The 15,073-nt window shown below is 64.0% G+C and carries 13 protein-coding genes, 1 pseudogene and 1 riboswitch; of the genes and pseudogenes, 9 read left to right on the forward strand and 5 right to left on the reverse strand.

Features of this window, described 5'->3' with window-relative positions:
• Positions 1 to 2 precede the first annotated feature (2 nt).
• From cobG to X733_RS159505, 5 genes and pseudogenes are all read right to left on the reverse strand, one after another.
• A complete protein-coding gene (gene cobG, locus X733_RS159520) occupies positions 3 to 1,481 on the reverse strand; it encodes a precorrin-3B synthase (protein WP_023818001.1) in 1,479 nt (492 codons plus the stop codon).
• Positions 1,478 to 5,086: a cobaltochelatase subunit CobN gene (gene cobN, locus X733_RS159515; protein ID WP_023818002.1), complete on the reverse strand. Its 3,609-nt coding sequence runs from the start codon at positions 5,084 to 5,086 to the stop codon at positions 1,478 to 1,480. The genes cobG and cobN overlap by 4 nt, the downstream gene beginning before the upstream one ends.
• 18 nt (positions 5,087 to 5,104) lie before the next feature.
• Positions 5,105 to 6,233 (reverse strand): annotated as a pseudogene (gene cobW / locus X733_RS01000000165935) (cobalamin biosynthesis protein CobW).
• A 2-nt stretch (positions 6,234 to 6,235) separates the two neighbouring features.
• Positions 6,236 to 6,661 carry a DUF1636 family protein gene (locus tag X733_RS159510; protein ID WP_023818003.1) on the reverse strand — a complete coding sequence of 142 codons (426 nt, stop codon included), beginning with the start codon at positions 6,659 to 6,661 and terminating at the stop codon, positions 6,236 to 6,238.
• Between the two features lie 37 nt (positions 6,662 to 6,698).
• A riboswitch (cobalamin riboswitch) is annotated at positions 6,699 to 6,904 on the reverse strand.
• A 29-nt stretch (positions 6,905 to 6,933) separates the two neighbouring features.
• Positions 6,934 to 8,136, reverse strand: a complete 1,203-nt coding sequence (locus X733_RS159505) for a winged helix-turn-helix domain-containing protein (protein WP_023818004.1) — start codon at positions 8,134 to 8,136, stop codon at positions 6,934 to 6,936.
• Positions 8,137 to 8,463: 327 nt separating this feature from the next.
• Between X733_RS159505 and X733_RS159500 the strand changes: the two genes are divergently transcribed.
• The 9 genes from X733_RS159500 (at position 8,464) to nuoF (ending at position 15,031) form a co-directional block, all read left to right on the forward strand.
• On the forward strand, positions 8,464 to 8,829 hold the full coding sequence (locus tag X733_RS159500; RefSeq protein ID WP_023670825.1) for an NADH-quinone oxidoreductase subunit A: 366 nt from the start codon (positions 8,464 to 8,466) through the stop codon (positions 8,827 to 8,829).
• Positions 8,820 to 9,401 carry an NADH-quinone oxidoreductase subunit B gene (locus X733_RS159495; RefSeq protein ID WP_023670824.1) on the forward strand — a complete coding sequence of 194 codons (582 nt, stop codon included), beginning with the start codon at positions 8,820 to 8,822 and terminating at the stop codon, positions 9,399 to 9,401. Before X733_RS159500 ends, X733_RS159495 begins: the two co-directional genes overlap by 10 nt.
• Positions 9,402 to 9,405: 4 nt before the next feature.
• Positions 9,406 to 10,008, forward strand: a complete 603-nt coding sequence (locus X733_RS159490; RefSeq protein ID WP_023818005.1) for an NADH-quinone oxidoreductase subunit C — start codon at positions 9,406 to 9,408, stop codon at positions 10,006 to 10,008.
• Positions 10,009 to 10,041: 33 nt separating this feature from the next.
• On the forward strand, positions 10,042 to 10,419 hold the full coding sequence (locus X733_RS159485) for a four helix bundle protein (RefSeq protein ID WP_031193090.1): 378 nt from the start codon (positions 10,042 to 10,044) through the stop codon (positions 10,417 to 10,419).
• A 66-nt stretch (positions 10,420 to 10,485) separates the two neighbouring features.
• On the forward strand, positions 10,486 to 11,676 hold the full coding sequence (locus X733_RS159480) for an NADH-quinone oxidoreductase subunit D (protein WP_023670822.1): 1,191 nt from the start codon (positions 10,486 to 10,488) through the stop codon (positions 11,674 to 11,676).
• On the forward strand, positions 11,676 to 12,188 hold the full coding sequence (locus X733_RS1000000167075; protein ID WP_155924158.1) for a hypothetical protein: 513 nt from the start codon (positions 11,676 to 11,678) through the stop codon (positions 12,186 to 12,188). Before X733_RS159480 ends, X733_RS1000000167075 begins: the two co-directional genes overlap by 1 nt.
• Complete coding sequence (locus X733_RS159475; RefSeq protein WP_023818007.1) at positions 12,189 to 13,520, forward strand: NADH-quinone oxidoreductase subunit E; 1,332 nt, start codon at positions 12,189 to 12,191, stop codon at positions 13,518 to 13,520.
• Positions 13,520 to 13,723, forward strand: a complete 204-nt coding sequence (locus tag X733_RS159470) for a hypothetical protein (RefSeq protein WP_023670820.1) — start codon at positions 13,520 to 13,522, stop codon at positions 13,721 to 13,723. Before X733_RS159475 ends, X733_RS159470 begins: the two co-directional genes overlap by 1 nt.
• Before the next feature lie 3 nt (positions 13,724 to 13,726).
• The gene (gene nuoF, locus X733_RS159465; protein ID WP_023670819.1) at positions 13,727 to 15,031 is read left to right on the forward strand and encodes an NADH-quinone oxidoreductase subunit NuoF; all 1,305 of its coding nucleotides are present in this window, start codon (positions 13,727 to 13,729) and stop codon (positions 15,029 to 15,031) included.
• Positions 15,032 to 15,073 lie beyond the last annotated feature (42 nt).

Below are 15,073 nucleotides of genomic sequence, written 5' to 3' on the forward strand. Positions count from 1 at the left end.
GCTCATTTCCGTTGTTCAATTTGTCGGTAAGCCTTGGCGATTGCCGCCGGTCCGAGCCTTGTCAGGCAGGCGGCGGCGGTTTCACCTGGATATCGAGCGCTGCGGACCATCGCTGCGACGCGACCGATGCCGCGCGCGGCGTCATAGCCCGGCCTGTAGCCCGCAGGAAGGGCCTTTGCCGTCGCGTTCACGACAAGTCCGGCTCCGTTTTCGCCGCCGACCAATGTCAGCGCCGCCAGACCGGGGTGCGCGCAGCCCTTGGCGCAGCCGGAAATGTGCAGTGTGAAGTCGAGGATATCAGCGTTTTCGGCGGCGATTGTCTCGGCGATGTCGCGCGTGGCGATGCGGCCGGAGGCACACGCAGGGGTGCCGGGGCAGGCCGCGATGCGGGTGCGCGGGTCGGCGGCGGTGGTGACGAAGCCGAGCGCGGTGGCGGTGGCTCGCAGGGGGTGGTTTGCGGACGATGGTTGGCCGAGGAACAGCAAGGCGCGGCCGGGGGCGAGGCGGATTTCGGCGACGCCGAGGTTCGACGCTCGGCTGGCAAGCTCGATAAGGTTTTGCGCTGGCATGCTGCCGAAGGGCAGGCCGATGCCGAGGGCGTGGCCGGTGTTCAAGTCGAAGATGCCAATCGGCGAGCGAGAGCGCTCTACGGCGCCCCCCTCTGTCCTGCCGGACATCTCCCCCACTTGGGGGGAGATTGTGCTGTCGCCGCCGGTTTCGCCAGTTTTCAACGTCGAAGGCGAAGAGCTGACAGCGATGCTGCTGATCTCCCCCCTTGTGGGGGAGATGTCCGGCAGGACAGAGGGGGGCGCGAAGGAATGCCAACCTGCGAGAGACGCTAGCTGCCTCTCCGACAAATCCCTCGCATGTGCCTCCCGGCCTTTCTCCGCGGTCATCCTGAGGGCAGCAACCGCAATATCGCGCGCTGCATCCTCATCGGCCGTCGCAAGCGGCCTCGCGCTTTGGCCATCGCCGGCAACAGACAAAGCCCACATAACGTTGCCGCCGTCCCGCACCGCCTTCAGCCTGACATCGGCCGTCACCCCATCCATCGTCAACTGCCCACCACCATCGACAACCACCGACACCTTCGGTCCGAGCCTTGGCGTCAGCCCAGCTTCCTCGACCGCAGCCCTGACCCGCTCAGCCAAAGCTCGCGGATCGGCAATCTCCCGCGGATCGATGCCGGCCAGCGGCCCGGTCTCGACCGGCACGCCGGTACGCACTGCAATCCCCAGTGCATCGACCTCCGCCGCCAACAGCACCGCACTCTCCGCTGTCAGCCCGCGTATCTGCAGGCTGCCGCGCGCGGTCGCTTCCATGATGCCGTTGCCGTGGCGCAAGGCGGATTCGCAGAGTCCGGTCAGCGACCTGGGGGAAAGCCCTCCAGCAACCGGGTTGAGCCGCACCAGCAGGCCGTCGCCGGTCTGCATCGGCGCCGAGAGAGCCGGACAGGCGCCGCGGCGCGAGAAGGCGTTCATGCCGCGACTCCGAGCGCCTCGGCCTCGGCGATCAGCGCCGCGAGATCGTCGTCGACCGCGTTGCGCAACGGATGCCACAGCCCACGCCGGCGCGCCGACAGGAAGCGCTGGGCGATGACTTTGGCTGCGGCCGGGTTTTCGCGCAGGATGAAGGCGCGGACATCGGGATCACCGACATAGGCATCATGCACGGCCTCGATCAGCGCGCCTGAAATGGCGTGGGTGGTTTCGGCGAAACCGATGAGACGGTCGACGGTCTCGGCGAATTCCGAGGCGCCGCGCGGGCCGTGCCGCATCTGGCCGGCGATGAAACGCGCATTGACGGCTCGCGCCCGCACAACCCGCGACACAGCCTCGCCGACCGAGCGCGGCTTCGGCTTTTGCGGGTCGGTGGTGTCGAGCACGATGACATCGGCATTGCGGCCCAGCGCCGCCAGCGCTGCCGAAAAGCCGCCGATGAAGGCGACGTCGGCGGAGCCCTCGAGAATGTCGCGGCCGGGATCGTCGCCGGTGTGGACGAGAAGATCGGCCTCGGCGATGCGGGTCTCGAAAGCGCCGGGGGAGGCGATGCCTTCGCCCTCGGCGCCGCCATAAGCATGCGATGTCGCATCGAGATAGGCGCGGCCGATCTCTTCGCGCGCGGCCCAGTCGCCACTCGACAACAGGTCCTCGACGCCGGCGCCATAAGTGCCGGGCGAGGTGCCGAAGATGCGCGGGCCGATCTTGCCATCGGCACGGGTTCTGGCGGCGAGCGGGTTTTCCGAATCGTCCTCGTCGCGCGCGGCAACGGCGTTGGCAGCGGCGTCGATCAGCGCGATCTGGGTCGGGAACATGTCGCGGAACAGACCCGAAATCCGCCAGGTGACATCGACGCGCGGACGGCCGAGCGTGGCCGGCGGCAGCACTTCGATGCCGGTGATGCGGCCGGTGGCCGAATCCCATTGCGGCCGGCAGCCCATCAGCGCCAGGCCTTGCGCGATCTCCTCGCCGCCGGTGCGCAGCGAGGCCGAGCCCCAGAGGTCGATGACCAGCGAGCGCGGCCAGTCGCCATGCGACTGCATATAGCCGCGCACGACTTCTTCTGCCGCCGCCTTTCCCAGATCGTAGGCGGTCGGCGTCGGCATGGTGCGCGGGTCGGAGGTGAACAGGTTGCGGCCGGTGGGCAGCACGTCGGAGCGGCCACGCGCCGGTGCGCCCGCCGGACCCGCCTTGATGTGACGGCCGTCGAGCGCGGCAAGAAGTGCTGCTTTCTCGGCCTCCGCGCTTTGCACGCGCATGGCGTCGGGCTCGTCGTCGGGAGCGCGGCCATAGATGTGCAGGCCGTCCTTGATGGCGAAATCCTTGAGGTCGCAGAGCCAGGCGTCGATGCGGCGCAGCGCCTCGTCGGGCGCATCGGTTCCGGCGACGCCGGCTTCGGAGGCGAAGCCGGTCTTTTGCGCCGTGTCGACGATCAGTTTTGCCAGGCGGTCGCGGCGACGGCGGTCGAGGCCGTCGGCTTGGGCATATTCGTCGACGAGGCGTTCGAGCTTGTGCTGCCCTTCGTCGAGGCCGGCACCGGTCAGCGGCGGCGGCAGATGGCCAAGCGTGACCGCGGCGATACGCCGCTTCGCCTGCGCCGCTTCGCCGGGATTGGAGACGATGAAGGGATAGATGACGGGCAGCGAGCCGGTGACGATCTCGGGGAAGCAGTTTTGTGAGAGCGCAACCGTCTTGCCCGGTAGCCATTCCAGCGTGCCATGAGCGCCGACATGGATGAGAGCGTGGACTCCGAGGGATTTGCGCAGCCACAGGCCGAAGGCGAGCAGGGCGTGGCGCGGCGGGAGCGTCGGGTCGTGGTAGTCGGCGCGGCGGTCGGCGGAGCGGCCGCGATCGGGGGCGAGGGCGACGGTGACATTGCCGAAGGTGGCGGCGCGGAAGGGGAAGCCGCTCTTACCCTCCCCCTTGTGGGGAGGGTGGCCCGNCGACCCTCCCCACAAGGGGGAGGGTGAAGGGGCGCCCCATGCCGCCTCGACTGCAGCCAGTGCGTCAGCCGGCAAATCCTTTGAGAAGTCCAGATACTCCTCCAACCCCAGCCCATCGCCTCTCCGCTCCAACGCGTCCAGCAACTCACGCGGCGTTTGCGGAATCCCTTCAACCCGATAGCCCTGCTCCTTCAGGTCATGCAGCATGGCCAGCACGCTGGACGGCACATCCAGGCCCACTGCATAGCCAGTGCGGCCGGGCGCGCTCGGATAGTCCGGAATGAGGATCGCCAACTTACGCGTCGCGCGGGGCGTCTGCTGCAGCTTGATGAACGCCGCGACACGCTCCGCCACTTGCGCCACGCGATCCGGTTCCGGGCGGTTCGCTAAGGCGCGGTGGCCGAGTGCCGGGTTGGTTTCGCTCTCGCCCTTGAAGGAAATCGCGCCGGCCAGGATGCGGCCGTCGAGTTCGGGCAGCACGACATGCATGGCAAGGTCGGCCGGCGCCAGGCCGCGCTGGTTGTTGTCCCAGACGTCGCGGCGGGTGGTGGCGACGATGACCTGGAAGACCGGCACGCAGGCGCGGTCGAACAGGGTTTGGACGCCGGGTTCGGCGCCGGAGGCGAAGGCGGTTGCGGTGATGATGGCGGCGGGGTTGAGCGCGGCCAGAGCAGTTTCGACGAAGGCCAGGGAGGTCGGGTCTTTGAGGCTGGAGACGAAGATCGGGATCGGTCTCATGCCGCGCTGGCGGAGTGCATCAAAGAGGGCATCGATTGGCGCGACATCGGCGGCCAGCAGCATCGAGCGGTAGAAGAGGATGGGGATGATGGGAGGGTTGATGTTGTCTGCGCCGAGTTCCCGCCCACCCCCCTCTGTCCTGCCGGACATCTCCCCCGCAAGGGGGGAGATTGCGCTGTCATCGACGCTTTCGCCGATCGGGGATGTTGCAGAGGAATCTATTATCGGCTGGGCAGAAAAAGTGCCGAGGTCCGCGCCGGCTGATCTCCCCCCTTGCGGGGGAGATGTCCGGCAGGACAGAGGGGGGTGTGAAGGAACGCCGACATCGGCAAAATCCAACTTGCCTACGACGCCGCAGCTTGGCTCGTAGTAGCCAGCTTTCGGCACGCTGACCGGCTCAGCCGCCGCCACATCGGACCCAGCCAACCCCGCTAGCCGCTGCACCAGCGCCGTCATATTCTCCGGGCCACCCTCGCGGAAATAACCAAGCAGGCCGTCCAACTCCTCGCGCGGCAGCGTCGAGGCTTCGATCAGCCTGAGATCCTCGTCGTGGCTTTCACCAGGCAGCAGCGCCAGCTTGATGCCGTTCGCACGGGCAGTCGCGGCAAGCTGGTCGCAGCCATAGCGCCACCAGTCGTAGCCGCCGAGGATGCGCACCAAAATCACCTTGGCGTGGCGGGCGACGCTGTCGAACCAGAGGTCCACGGACATGGGATGGCGCAGGTCGCGCAGCGCCGCCAGCCGCATCGACGGCAGGCGGACGGCATCGGCCTTCCAGGCCGCCGCGAGGCCGGCGAGGTCGCTGTCCGTGAAGGACAGCGCCACGATATCCGCCGGCGTCTGCCGGAGATCAACTGGCTCGGCGAGATCGTCGAGCGAGGCGGAGGTCGTGGTGAGTATGTGCATCGCGGCTCGTGCCTGAGATCAACCGGCGAGTATACGCTCGATCGCCGGACGGTTCAGCCCCTTCAGGCCAATGACGACGAGACGCGAGCGGCGATCGTCCTCTGCCGTCCAGGCGCGGTCATAGTAATGGTTGACGCGTGGGCCGACGGCCTGCAGCAAAAGCCGCATCGGCTTGCCGCCGACATCGACGAAGCCTTTTACACGCAACACGTTTTCCTGTTCGGCGGCGGTGGCGACGCGCTTGGCCAGGTCGTCGGGATTGGCGATCGAGGGGATGTCGACGATGAAGGTGTCGAAATCGTCATGCTCATGATCGAAAGCGCCGTCGTGATGCGACTTGCGGTTCTCGATGTCGTCTTCGACGGCGAGACCGAGGCCAAGCAGCACCGACGGGTCGACCTTGCCANTGCGACTTGCGGTTCTCGATGTCGTCTTCGACGGCGAGACCGAGGCCAAGCAGCACCGACGGGTCGACCTTGCCATGCCCGGTCGGCACGATCTTCACGGCGCCGGCGGAATGTTCATTGATGATGGCGTTGGCGCGGGCAGAACCGGCGGCGTCCATCAAATCGCTTTTCGACAGGATGATCAAATCGGCGCAGGCGATCTGGTCCTCGAACACTTCTTCGACAGGATCGTCATGGTCGAGCGTCTCGTCCTGAGCGCGCTGTGCCTGCAAAGCGTCCATGTCGTTGGCGACGCGGCCTTCGGCCAGCGCCGGGCCGTCTACCACGGCGATGACACCGTCGACGGTTACCCGGCTCTTCACGCTCGGCCACTGGAACGCCTGGACCAGGGGCTTGGGCAGAGCCAGGCCCGAAGTCTCGATCAGGATGTGGTCAACCTTCGGTGTCAGCGCGAGGATCTTGTCGAGGGCGGGCACGAAATCGTCGGCGACTGTACAGCAGATGCAGCCATTGGCCAGTTCGACGATGTTTTCCTCGGGGCAGGTGTCGATGCCGCAGCCTTTCAGGATTTCCCCGTCGATGCCGATGTCACCGAACTCGTTGACGATGATGGCGATGCGCTTGCCGCCGGCATTTTCCAGGAGATGGCGGACCAGCGTCGTCTTGCCGGCGCCGAGGAAGCCTGTAACGACAGTGCAGGGAACACGGGAGAGGTTGGCGGCCGGGTTTGAAGCGTTCATCGTCAGTCCTTCAGCATGTCGAGGGGTGGGATGCGGGCAACGAGGCCGCGCTTGAGGCTATCGGGCCGGCCGCGCCACGGGATGAGGCCGTCGGCCGAAGTCGCGAAGAGCTTTGCGCCGGTAACGAGGTCGGCGCCGCTGGTTGCGGTCAGATCGCCGAAGACATAGCTCCAGCAGCCATCGCGCAGGATCGCGGCGCTGAGGCGGCGCTTGCAATTGCCGAGACATTCGGCGGTGCGGACCCGGATATCGCCGGCAGCGGCGCGGCGTGTGTCCTCAGCCAGCAATTCGCCGGCGCCCGGATGGGCGTCGGAACCGGTCTCATCGCGGCAGGAGGCGCAGACGATGACGGTCACGCCGGTCAGGGCGTCGTTGTCCCCGGACGCAATGTCCGCTGTGCCAGCCGAAAAACTGCTGTTCTGGTCCAAAAACCGTGCTCCTTGCCCGGAAACCCGCCAGGCGATCGGATACTTTGTCTCAGACGGCAGGTCTCCTGGCTCGCGGGTCGTCGCCTTGGTTAGCCGCCTTCCCGGTGTTACCCAGTGGCTTTCGGCCTTGGCTCGTCGCTTACAGTTGCGGGGACAGCCGCGGATTTGGGACCGAAATCCCGCACCGCATTCCCTCTTGGCCCTTGCCGTTGCGGGCAGGGGACCGTCTGCAGCGGATTTAGGCTTTTGCGGGCGGCGGTGTCAACGCACGGCTACGACATGGCGATGTCGGCCAGGAGCTTCCCCAGATTGCCGGCCGGCGTCACTTCGATGCGCTCAAGGCCCAGCCAGCCCTGCATCTGCTTCAATTCCTCGAACAGCTGGGCAGCTGTCTCAGGCGGTGCGCCTGCTTCGGCGTAGGCGGCGTGGACGCGTAAGACACTCGCAGGCCGGTCGGCCTTGAGATCGACGCGGGCGACGATCCGGTCGCCGAGCAGGAAGGGCAGCACGTAGTAGCCATATTGGCGCTTTTCGGCCGGCGTGTAGATCTCGATGCGGTAGTGGAAATCGAACAGGCGCTCGGTGCGCGAGCGCTCGAAGACCACCGGATCGAAGGGCGCCAGTAGCGCGCGGGCCTCGATCTTTCGCGGCAGACGGGCGTCCTTATAGAGGTAAGCCGGCTTGTCCCAGCCTTCGACGTTTACCGGCAGCAACTCGCCCATCCCAACCAGTTCCTCCAACCGGCCCTTCATGTCGGCTGGCGACAAGCGGAAATAATCGCGCAGGTCACCCGACGTCGCGATGCCGTGGGCGCGGGCAGAAATGCGCAGCAATTCGCGGTGCGCGTCCTCGGCCGCCGGCACCGGCAGATCGAGGATCGCCTGCGGCAGCACGCGCTCGGGCAGGTCGTAGAAACGCTCGAAGCCACGGCGGTGCGCCGTGGTGATGCGTCCGGCCCAGAACAGCCATTCGAAGGCGTGCTTGGCGTGGCTCCAGCCCCACCAGCCGCCCGAACCTTTCTGGCCTTCCAGTGCCGAAGCGGCAATCGGGCCGCGCTCGGCGACCGCGCGGTAGATCTCTTCGATATAGGCGGCGTGCTCGCGGCCCCATTTGGCGAGGCCGAGATACATTTCGTCGCCTTGCTCGGCCCGCTGCATGCGCCAGCGCATCAGCGGGTAGGTCTCGACCGGCAGGAACGAGGCCTCATGCGCCCAGTATTCGAACACCGTGCGTTTGCGGGTGATGGCCGCATTGTCGAGCAAAGCCAGCGGGTAGGGGCCAAGCCGCGAATAGAGCGGCATATAGTGGGCGCGCACCACCGCGCTGACGGAATCGATCTGCAGCAAGCCGGTGCGCGACAGCACGCGGGCGAGGTGGCGGCGATCGGGCGTGCCGACCGGGCGGGGATCGAGAAATCCTTGCGCGGCGAGCGCGATGCGCCTGGCCGCGGGGAGTGAGATTTTGTCCTTCGTCAAAGTGTCTTGCCTCGAACCATTTTCCCGACTTTAGCCGGCGATTCCGGTCATGCTAGCAGGCAAATGGCGGGAGATGTGTCAGGAGACAAAAGTGGAGTGAAAGATGAAGGAAATCAAACAGGAGGAGATCGGACCAGTTTTTCCCGGCCTGCCGTCCAGCACTGTCTTTTGAACAAGGTTTGACTTGCTTCGCTGAAAGCCGTGCGCTAACCCTCGCCGCGTTGCAGCAAAGGCACCTAAAACGGTTCAGCGGTTAAACTGTCGCGCTTCCGCATTAGGGTTGGTTGCTGTAATCAAAGTGGATTGGCCGCCAACGGAAAGCCGAGCATGAACGTACTCCTCAGTTCATACCTGCCCATCGTCCTCTTCATCGCCGTGGCCGCGGTTGTAGGCCTGGCGCTTATCATCGCGCCGTTCCTGGTGGCTTATCGCAATCCCGATCCGGAGAAGCTTTCCGCCTACGAGTGCGGGTTCAACTCGTTCGACGATGCCCGGATGAAATTCGACATCCGCTTCTACCTGGTGTCGATCCTGTTCATCATCTTCGATCTGGAAGTGGCCTTCCTGTTTCCGTGGGCGGTGTCGTTCTCGAAGATCGGCATGCTCGGTTTCTGGTCGATGATGGTGTTTTTGGCGGTGCTGACCATCGGCTTTGCCTATGAATGGAAAAAAGGAGCGCTGGAATGGGATTGAACGACAGTTCCGGAACGCTCGTCGCGCCGAAGCCAAAAGGCCTGATCGACCCCAATACCGGACGTCCGGTCGGTTCCGACGATCCGTTCTTCCTCGAGATCAACAATGAACTGGCCGACAAGGGTTTTCTGGTCACCTCGACCGAGGCGCTGATCACCTGGGCACGCAGCGGCTCGCTGATGTTCATGACCTTCGGTCTCGCCTGCTGTGCCGTCGAGATGATCCACACCTCGATGCCGCGCTATGATTCTGAAAGGTTTGGCGTGGCTCCTCGCGCGTCGCCGCGCCAGTCCGACATCATGATCGTGGCGGGAACGCTGACCAACAAGATGGCCCCGGCTTTGCGCAAGGTGTACGACCAGATGCCGGAGCCGCGCTACGTCATCTCGATGGGCTCCTGCGCCAATGGCGGCGGCTATTATCACTATTCCTATTCGGTGGTGCGCGGCTGCGACCGCATCGTGCCGGTTGACATCTATGTGCCCGGTTGCCCGCCGAGCGCCGAAGCTCTGCTTTACGGCATTCTTCTCCTGCAGAAGAAGATCCGCCGCACCGGCACGATCGAACGGTAGACCCATGGCCGTATCCCTGAGCGAACTGTCGACCTATCTCGGCGAAAAGCTGCCGGGCCGCGTCACCGATGCGGTGCTTGCCTATGGCGAACTGACGATCTCGGTTGCTACAGACAATCTGATCGAGGTGACAAGCTTCCTGCGTGACGATTCGGGCTGCCAGTTCATTTCAATCATCGATATCTGCGGCGCCGACTACCCGTCGCGCGTCAAGCGTTTCGACGTCGTCTATCATTTGCTTTCGCCGAAGCAGAATTTGCGCATCCGCATCAAGGTCCAGGCCGACGAAGAGACGCTGGTGCCGTCGCTCACCGCTGTCTATCCCGGCGCCGACTGGTATGAGCGCGAGGCCTACGATCTCTATGGCGTGCTGTTCTCCGGCCATCCGGACCTGCGCCGCATCCTCACGGATTACGGCTTCGAGGGCCATCCCCTGCGCAAGGATTTCCCGCTGACAGGTTTCGTCGAGGTGCGCTACGACGACGAAGCCAAGCGCGTGATCTACGAGCCGGTGGAATTGAAGCAGGAATTCAGGAACTTCGATTTTCTCTCGCCATGGGAAGGGACGGACTACGTCCTGCCGGGCGATGAGAAGGCGAAACAGTGAGTAGGAAGTAGTGAGTAGTCAGTAGCAAAAGATTTGGAGCAACGGATCGAATCTTATCGCGACTTGAAGGTGTGGCAATCGGCGATGACGCTTGCTGAGGATTGCTACCGTTTCACCAAAGAGTTTCCGAGGGATGAGATTTACGGCATGACCTCTCAGATGCGCCGATCGGCGGTTTCGGTCGCAGCGAACGTCGCGGAGGGATACGGTCGGGAGAACAGAGGGTCGTTCGTTCAATTTTTGCGCATGGCGCAAGGCTCGTTGAAGGAACTGGAGACACACATACTGCTGGCATGTCGGGTTGGCCTGCTGCGAAAAGACAATGAGATTGAGCTGCTGCTGCGATGCGAAGAGATTGGAAAAATGATGAGATCTCTTATCCGAACGGTGCAGGCCAAGCAGGCGGAATGAAGCAGGCATTGAGATTGATGATCACTACTCACTACTCACTACTGACTCTTCGCCAGAGGCGCCAGAATGGCTGAAACCTCCGTCCGCAACTTTAACATCAACTTCGGACCGCAGCACCCTGCGGCGCACGGTGTTTTGCGTCTTGTGCTGGAGCTTGACGGCGAAGTGGTCGATCGCGTCGATCCGCATATCGGCCTGCTCCATCGCGGCACCGAAAAGCTGATCGAGCACAAGACCTACCTGCAGGCCGTGCCCTATCTCGACCGGCTCGATTATTGCGCGCCGATGAACCAGGAGCATGCCTTCGCGCTCGCCACCGAGCGGTTGCTCGGCATCGAGGTGCCGAAGCGCGGCCAGCTGATCCGCGTGCTCTATTCCGAGCTCAGCCGCATCATGTCGCACATCCTCAATGTGACGACGCAGGCGCTGGATATCGGCGCGCTGACGCCGCCGCTGTGGGGTTTCGTCGAACGCGAAAAGCTGATGGTGTTCTATGAACGAGCCTCGGGTTCGCGCATGCACGCGGCCTATTTCCGTCCGGGCGGTGTGCACCAGGATCTGCCGGCGAAGCTGGTCGAGGACATCGGCAAGTGGATCGACCCGTTCCTGAAGTCGCTCGACGATCTCGACAAGCTGCTTACCGGCAACCGCATCTTCAAGCAGCGCAATGTCGATATCGGTATCGTGTCGCTGGCCGACGCCTGGGCCTGGGGTTTTTCCGGCGTCATGGTGCGCGGCTCGGGTGCTGCCTGGGATTTGCGCAAGTCGCAGCCCTATGAATGCTATTCCGAGATGGATTTCGACATCCCGATCGGCAAGAACGGCGACTGCTACGACCGTTATCTCGTGCGCATGGAAGAGATGCGCCAGTCGGCGAAAATCATGCGCCAGTGCGTCGACCTTCTGCTCGGCAAGGAGAGCACCGGGCCGGTGTCGAACCTCGACGGCAAGGTGGTGCCGCCGAAGCGCCAGGCGATGAAGCGCTCGATGGAAGCGCTGATCCATCATTTCAAGCTCTACACCGAGGGCTATCGCGTGCCGGCCGGCGAGGTCTATGCCGCGGTCGAGGCGCCGAAGGGCGAGTTCGGCGTCTATCTCGTCTCCGACGGCACCAACAAGCCCTACCGCTGCAAGCTGCGCGCGCCCGGCTTCGCGCATCTGCAAGCCATGGATTTCCTCTGCCGTGGCCACATGCTGGCCGACGTCACTGCCGTGTTGGGTTCCCTCGATATCGTCTTCGGGGAGGTTGATCGGTGATGGCGGCAGCCAATCCTACAGTGCGCTCTCAGGTCGGTGTTCGAGGGAATGCGGACGCTGCCCTACCGCGGTGGCGCGAATTGGCAAAAGCCATGCTGCCGGTCGAGTTCGCCGAGGCTTCTTACAACTCGACTCAGCACTGTTCGATCTATGACTTCTTTTTTACCCTGCTACCCAAGACGCGCCTTGCCCACCGCGAGAATGACGTCGACAAGCTGGGTAGAATGCATGGGTTCGCCCAATGGGCTGCCGTTCACCCGAACAAACAGATTTGGAATGCGGCTGGTGTCGCTTTTTACGAGCACTTGTTCGACGATGACATCGACGCTCATGCGGTCATGGCATGGATCTCGCCTCAAGTAAGGCAAACCGTTCTGGGACTGTGGCAATACACGTTGCCCGCAGAGCGATTTGCGAGTGTTGCTCGATCTGCCGAACGCATTCCGTTTTCTCATCAGAAAGAATGTGAAACCGCAATAGCTCTCGTAGCAGAGCAGGGGCCCGATCGCTAAATGTCAGTCCGCCGTCTCGCAGAAGCAAGCGTCCAGCCAGCCACCTTCGCCTTCAACCGGGCGAATGCGGCGGTTGCGAAGCAATGGATCAAGAAATATCCGAAGGGCCGGGAGCAGTCGGCGATCATTCCCTTGCTGATGATTGCGCAGGAGCAGGAAGGCTGGGTCACCAAGGCGGCGATCGAGACGATTTCGGACATGCTCGGCATGCCGCGCATTCGCGGCCTCGAAGTCGCGACCTTCTACACGCAGTACCAGCTCAATCCGGTCGGCACGCGCGCGCATATCCAGGTCTGCGGCACCACGCCCTGCATGCTGCGCGGCTCGGAAGCGCTGATGGATGTGTGCCGCTCGAAAATCCATCACGACCAGTTCCACACCAACGAGAAGGGCACGCTGTCGTGGGAGGAAGTCGAATGCCTCGGCGCCTGCGTCAACGCGCCGATGGTGATGGTCTTCAAGGATACGTTCGAGGATCTCACCCCCGAGCGGCTGGCCGAAATCATCGATCTTTACGATGCGGGCAAGGGCGCCTCGGTTCCCACGGGACCGCAAAACGGCAGAACCGGCTCGGAGCCGGCGCCTGGCCTGACGACGCTGAAGAGCGAAAAGGCGATCCTCAAAGCAACGCGCGACAAGGAAGCCAGGGCGGCGAGCAAGGCTGCCCACGCGGCGCCCGACGCAATCATTGCGGCGCCTGTTCCGGCTCCTGCCGCTCCTGCAGCGGCCGCCCCGGTCGCGCCATCCAACGCCGGCAAACCGAAAACCGATGCGCCGGAAACCAGCTCGGCGTTGAAGTCGCCCTCCAGGGCCAAGGTTGCACCGGCGGCGGAAAAAGCGGCGAGCGTCCCGGCGCCCCTGCATTCGGCCGCCAACGCCAACACCGCGGCGCCTGAAGTCGAGAAGGTCGCCAAGCAGCGTAATGGCCCGAAGACCACCTCCACGCCGGCAGCTGCCTTCATCGCTCCGGAATTCAAGGCGCCAGCGGCCAACGCCCCGGTGGCCCCGACCGTCAAGGCGCCGACAGCCAGACCCGCAAAGCCGTCGCTCGAGGACAAGAACCGTCCGGCCGGAATCGACAGGCCGGCTGCGGTCGACGATCTCAAGCTGATCTCGGGCATTGGCCCGAAGATCGAGGGCATCCTTCATTCGCTTGGCATCTTCACCTTCACACAGGTCGCATCCTGGAATAAGGCCGAGCGCGACTGGGTGGATGGATATCTCGCTTTCCAGGGCCGCATCGAGCGCGACGACTGGGGCAAGCAGGCCAAGGCGCTCGCCAAGGGCGGCGTCGCCGAATACATCCGCGTCTTCGGCAAGGAGCCACGTTGATGGCTGAAGCGCAAAGCACCGGATCTTTGCTGTCGCTGCGCAGCATTGTCATCGGCGTTGTCTGCATCGCTGCTGCCAACATCCTTCTGGAGGGGCTTCGGCGCCTCGTCGAATTGCCGTTTTCGGATACCCTGGAATCGATGGCCGCGACCGGCATAGGCGTGCTGGTGTGGGTCTCGATCGTCTTGCGGGGAAAGAGGTAAGTCATGCTGGCTGACAAAGACCGCATCTTCAACAACATCTACGGGCTCTTCGACAAGTCACTGGCCGGCGCGATGGCGCGCGGCGCCTGGGACAACACGCCCGGCATCATCGCCAAGGGGCGAGAGTGGATCGTCAATGAGATGAAGGCGTCCGGCCTGCGCGGCCGTGGCGGCGCCGGCTTCCCGACCGGGCTGAAATGGTCGTTCATGCCCAAGCAGAGCGATGGAAGGCCGAGTTATCTCGTTGTCAACGCCGACGAGTCCGAGCCCGGCACGTGCAAGGACCGCGATATCCTGCGCAACGATCCGCACACCCTGGTCGAGGGCTCGTTCATCGCCGGCTTCGCCATGGGCGCGGTCGCCGCCTACATCTATGTGCGCGGCGAGTTCATCCGTGAGCGCGAGGCGCTGCAGCGCGCCATCGACGAGGCCTACGAGGCCAGGCTGATCGGCAAGAACAACACGTCCGGATACGATTTCGACATCTACATGCATCACGGCGCCGGCGCCTATATATGTGGCGAGGAAACAGCACTTCTCGAAAGCCTCGAAGGCAAGAAGGGCCAGCCCCGGCTGAAGCCGCCATTCCCAGCCAATGTCGGCTTGTACGGTTGTCCGACTACCGTGAACAATGTCGAGTCAATCGCGGTCGCGCCGACCATTTTGCGCCGTGGCGCCGCCTGGTTCTCGTCCTTCGGCCGCCCCAACAATGTCGGCACCAAGCTGTTTTGCATCTCGGGCCATGTCAACAATCCGTGCACCGTCGAAGAGGCGATGTCGATCCCGTTCCGCGAGCTGATCGAGACGCATTGCGGTGGCATTCGCGGCGGCTGGGACAATCTCCTCGCGGTCATTCCGGGCGGCGCTTCGGTGCCGCTGGTGCCGGCCGAGCAGATCATCGATGCGCCGATGGATTTCGATGCTTTGCGCGACCTGAAATCCGGCCTCGGCACGGCGGCTGTCATCGTCATGGACAAATCGACCGATATCGTGAAGGCGATCGCCAGGCTTTCCTATTTCTACAAGCATGAGAGCTGCGGCCAGTGCACGCCATGCCGCGAAGGCACCGGCTGGATGTGGCGGGTGATGGAGCGGCTGGTGCGCGGCGAGGCGCAGAAGCGCGAGATCGACATGCTGCTCGACGTCACCAAACAGGTGGAGGGTCATACGATCTGCGCGCTGGGCGATGCCGCGGCATGGCCGATCCAGGGCCTGATGCGGCATTTCCGCGGCGAGGTGGAGCGGCGCATCGACGAGTTTTCGCGCAACGCGCACCGGGCCGAACCGGTGATGGTGGCGGCTGAGTAGATTTGAAATACGGGCGCAAGCCCGGGACTGACACAGCGGGGC

The organism is Mesorhizobium sp. L2C066B000, from assembly GCF_000502335.1.
Taxonomy (GTDB): domain Bacteria; phylum Pseudomonadota; class Alphaproteobacteria; order Rhizobiales; family Rhizobiaceae; genus Mesorhizobium.

Coding starts and splice junctions, on each gene's coding strand:
- X733_RS159495 (WP_023670824.1), top strand. CDS start 8,820: ATGGGATTGAACGACAGTTCCGGAACGCTCGTCGCGCCGAAGCCAAAA.
- X733_RS159470 (WP_023670820.1), top strand. CDS start 13,520: ATGGCTGAAGCGCAAAGCACCGGATCTTTGCTGTCGCTGCGCAGCATT.
- X733_RS159490 (WP_023818005.1), top strand. CDS start 9,406: ATGGCCGTATCCCTGAGCGAACTGTCGACCTATCTCGGCGAAAAGCTG.
- X733_RS159480 (WP_023670822.1), top strand. CDS start 10,486: ATGGCTGAAACCTCCGTCCGCAACTTTAACATCAACTTCGGACCGCAG.
- nuoF (WP_023670819.1), top strand. CDS start 13,727: ATGCTGGCTGACAAAGACCGCATCTTCAACAACATCTACGGGCTCTTC.
- X733_RS159475 (WP_023818007.1), top strand. CDS start 12,189: ATGTCAGTCCGCCGTCTCGCAGAAGCAAGCGTCCAGCCAGCCACCTTC.
- X733_RS159500 (WP_023670825.1), top strand. CDS start 8,464: ATGAACGTACTCCTCAGTTCATACCTGCCCATCGTCCTCTTCATCGCC.
- X733_RS1000000167075 (WP_155924158.1), top strand. CDS start 11,676: ATGGCGGCAGCCAATCCTACAGTGCGCTCTCAGGTCGGTGTTCGAGGG.
- cobG (WP_023818001.1), bottom strand. CDS start 1,481: ATGAACGCCTTCTCGCGCCGCGGCGCCTGTCCGGCTCTCTCGGCGCCG.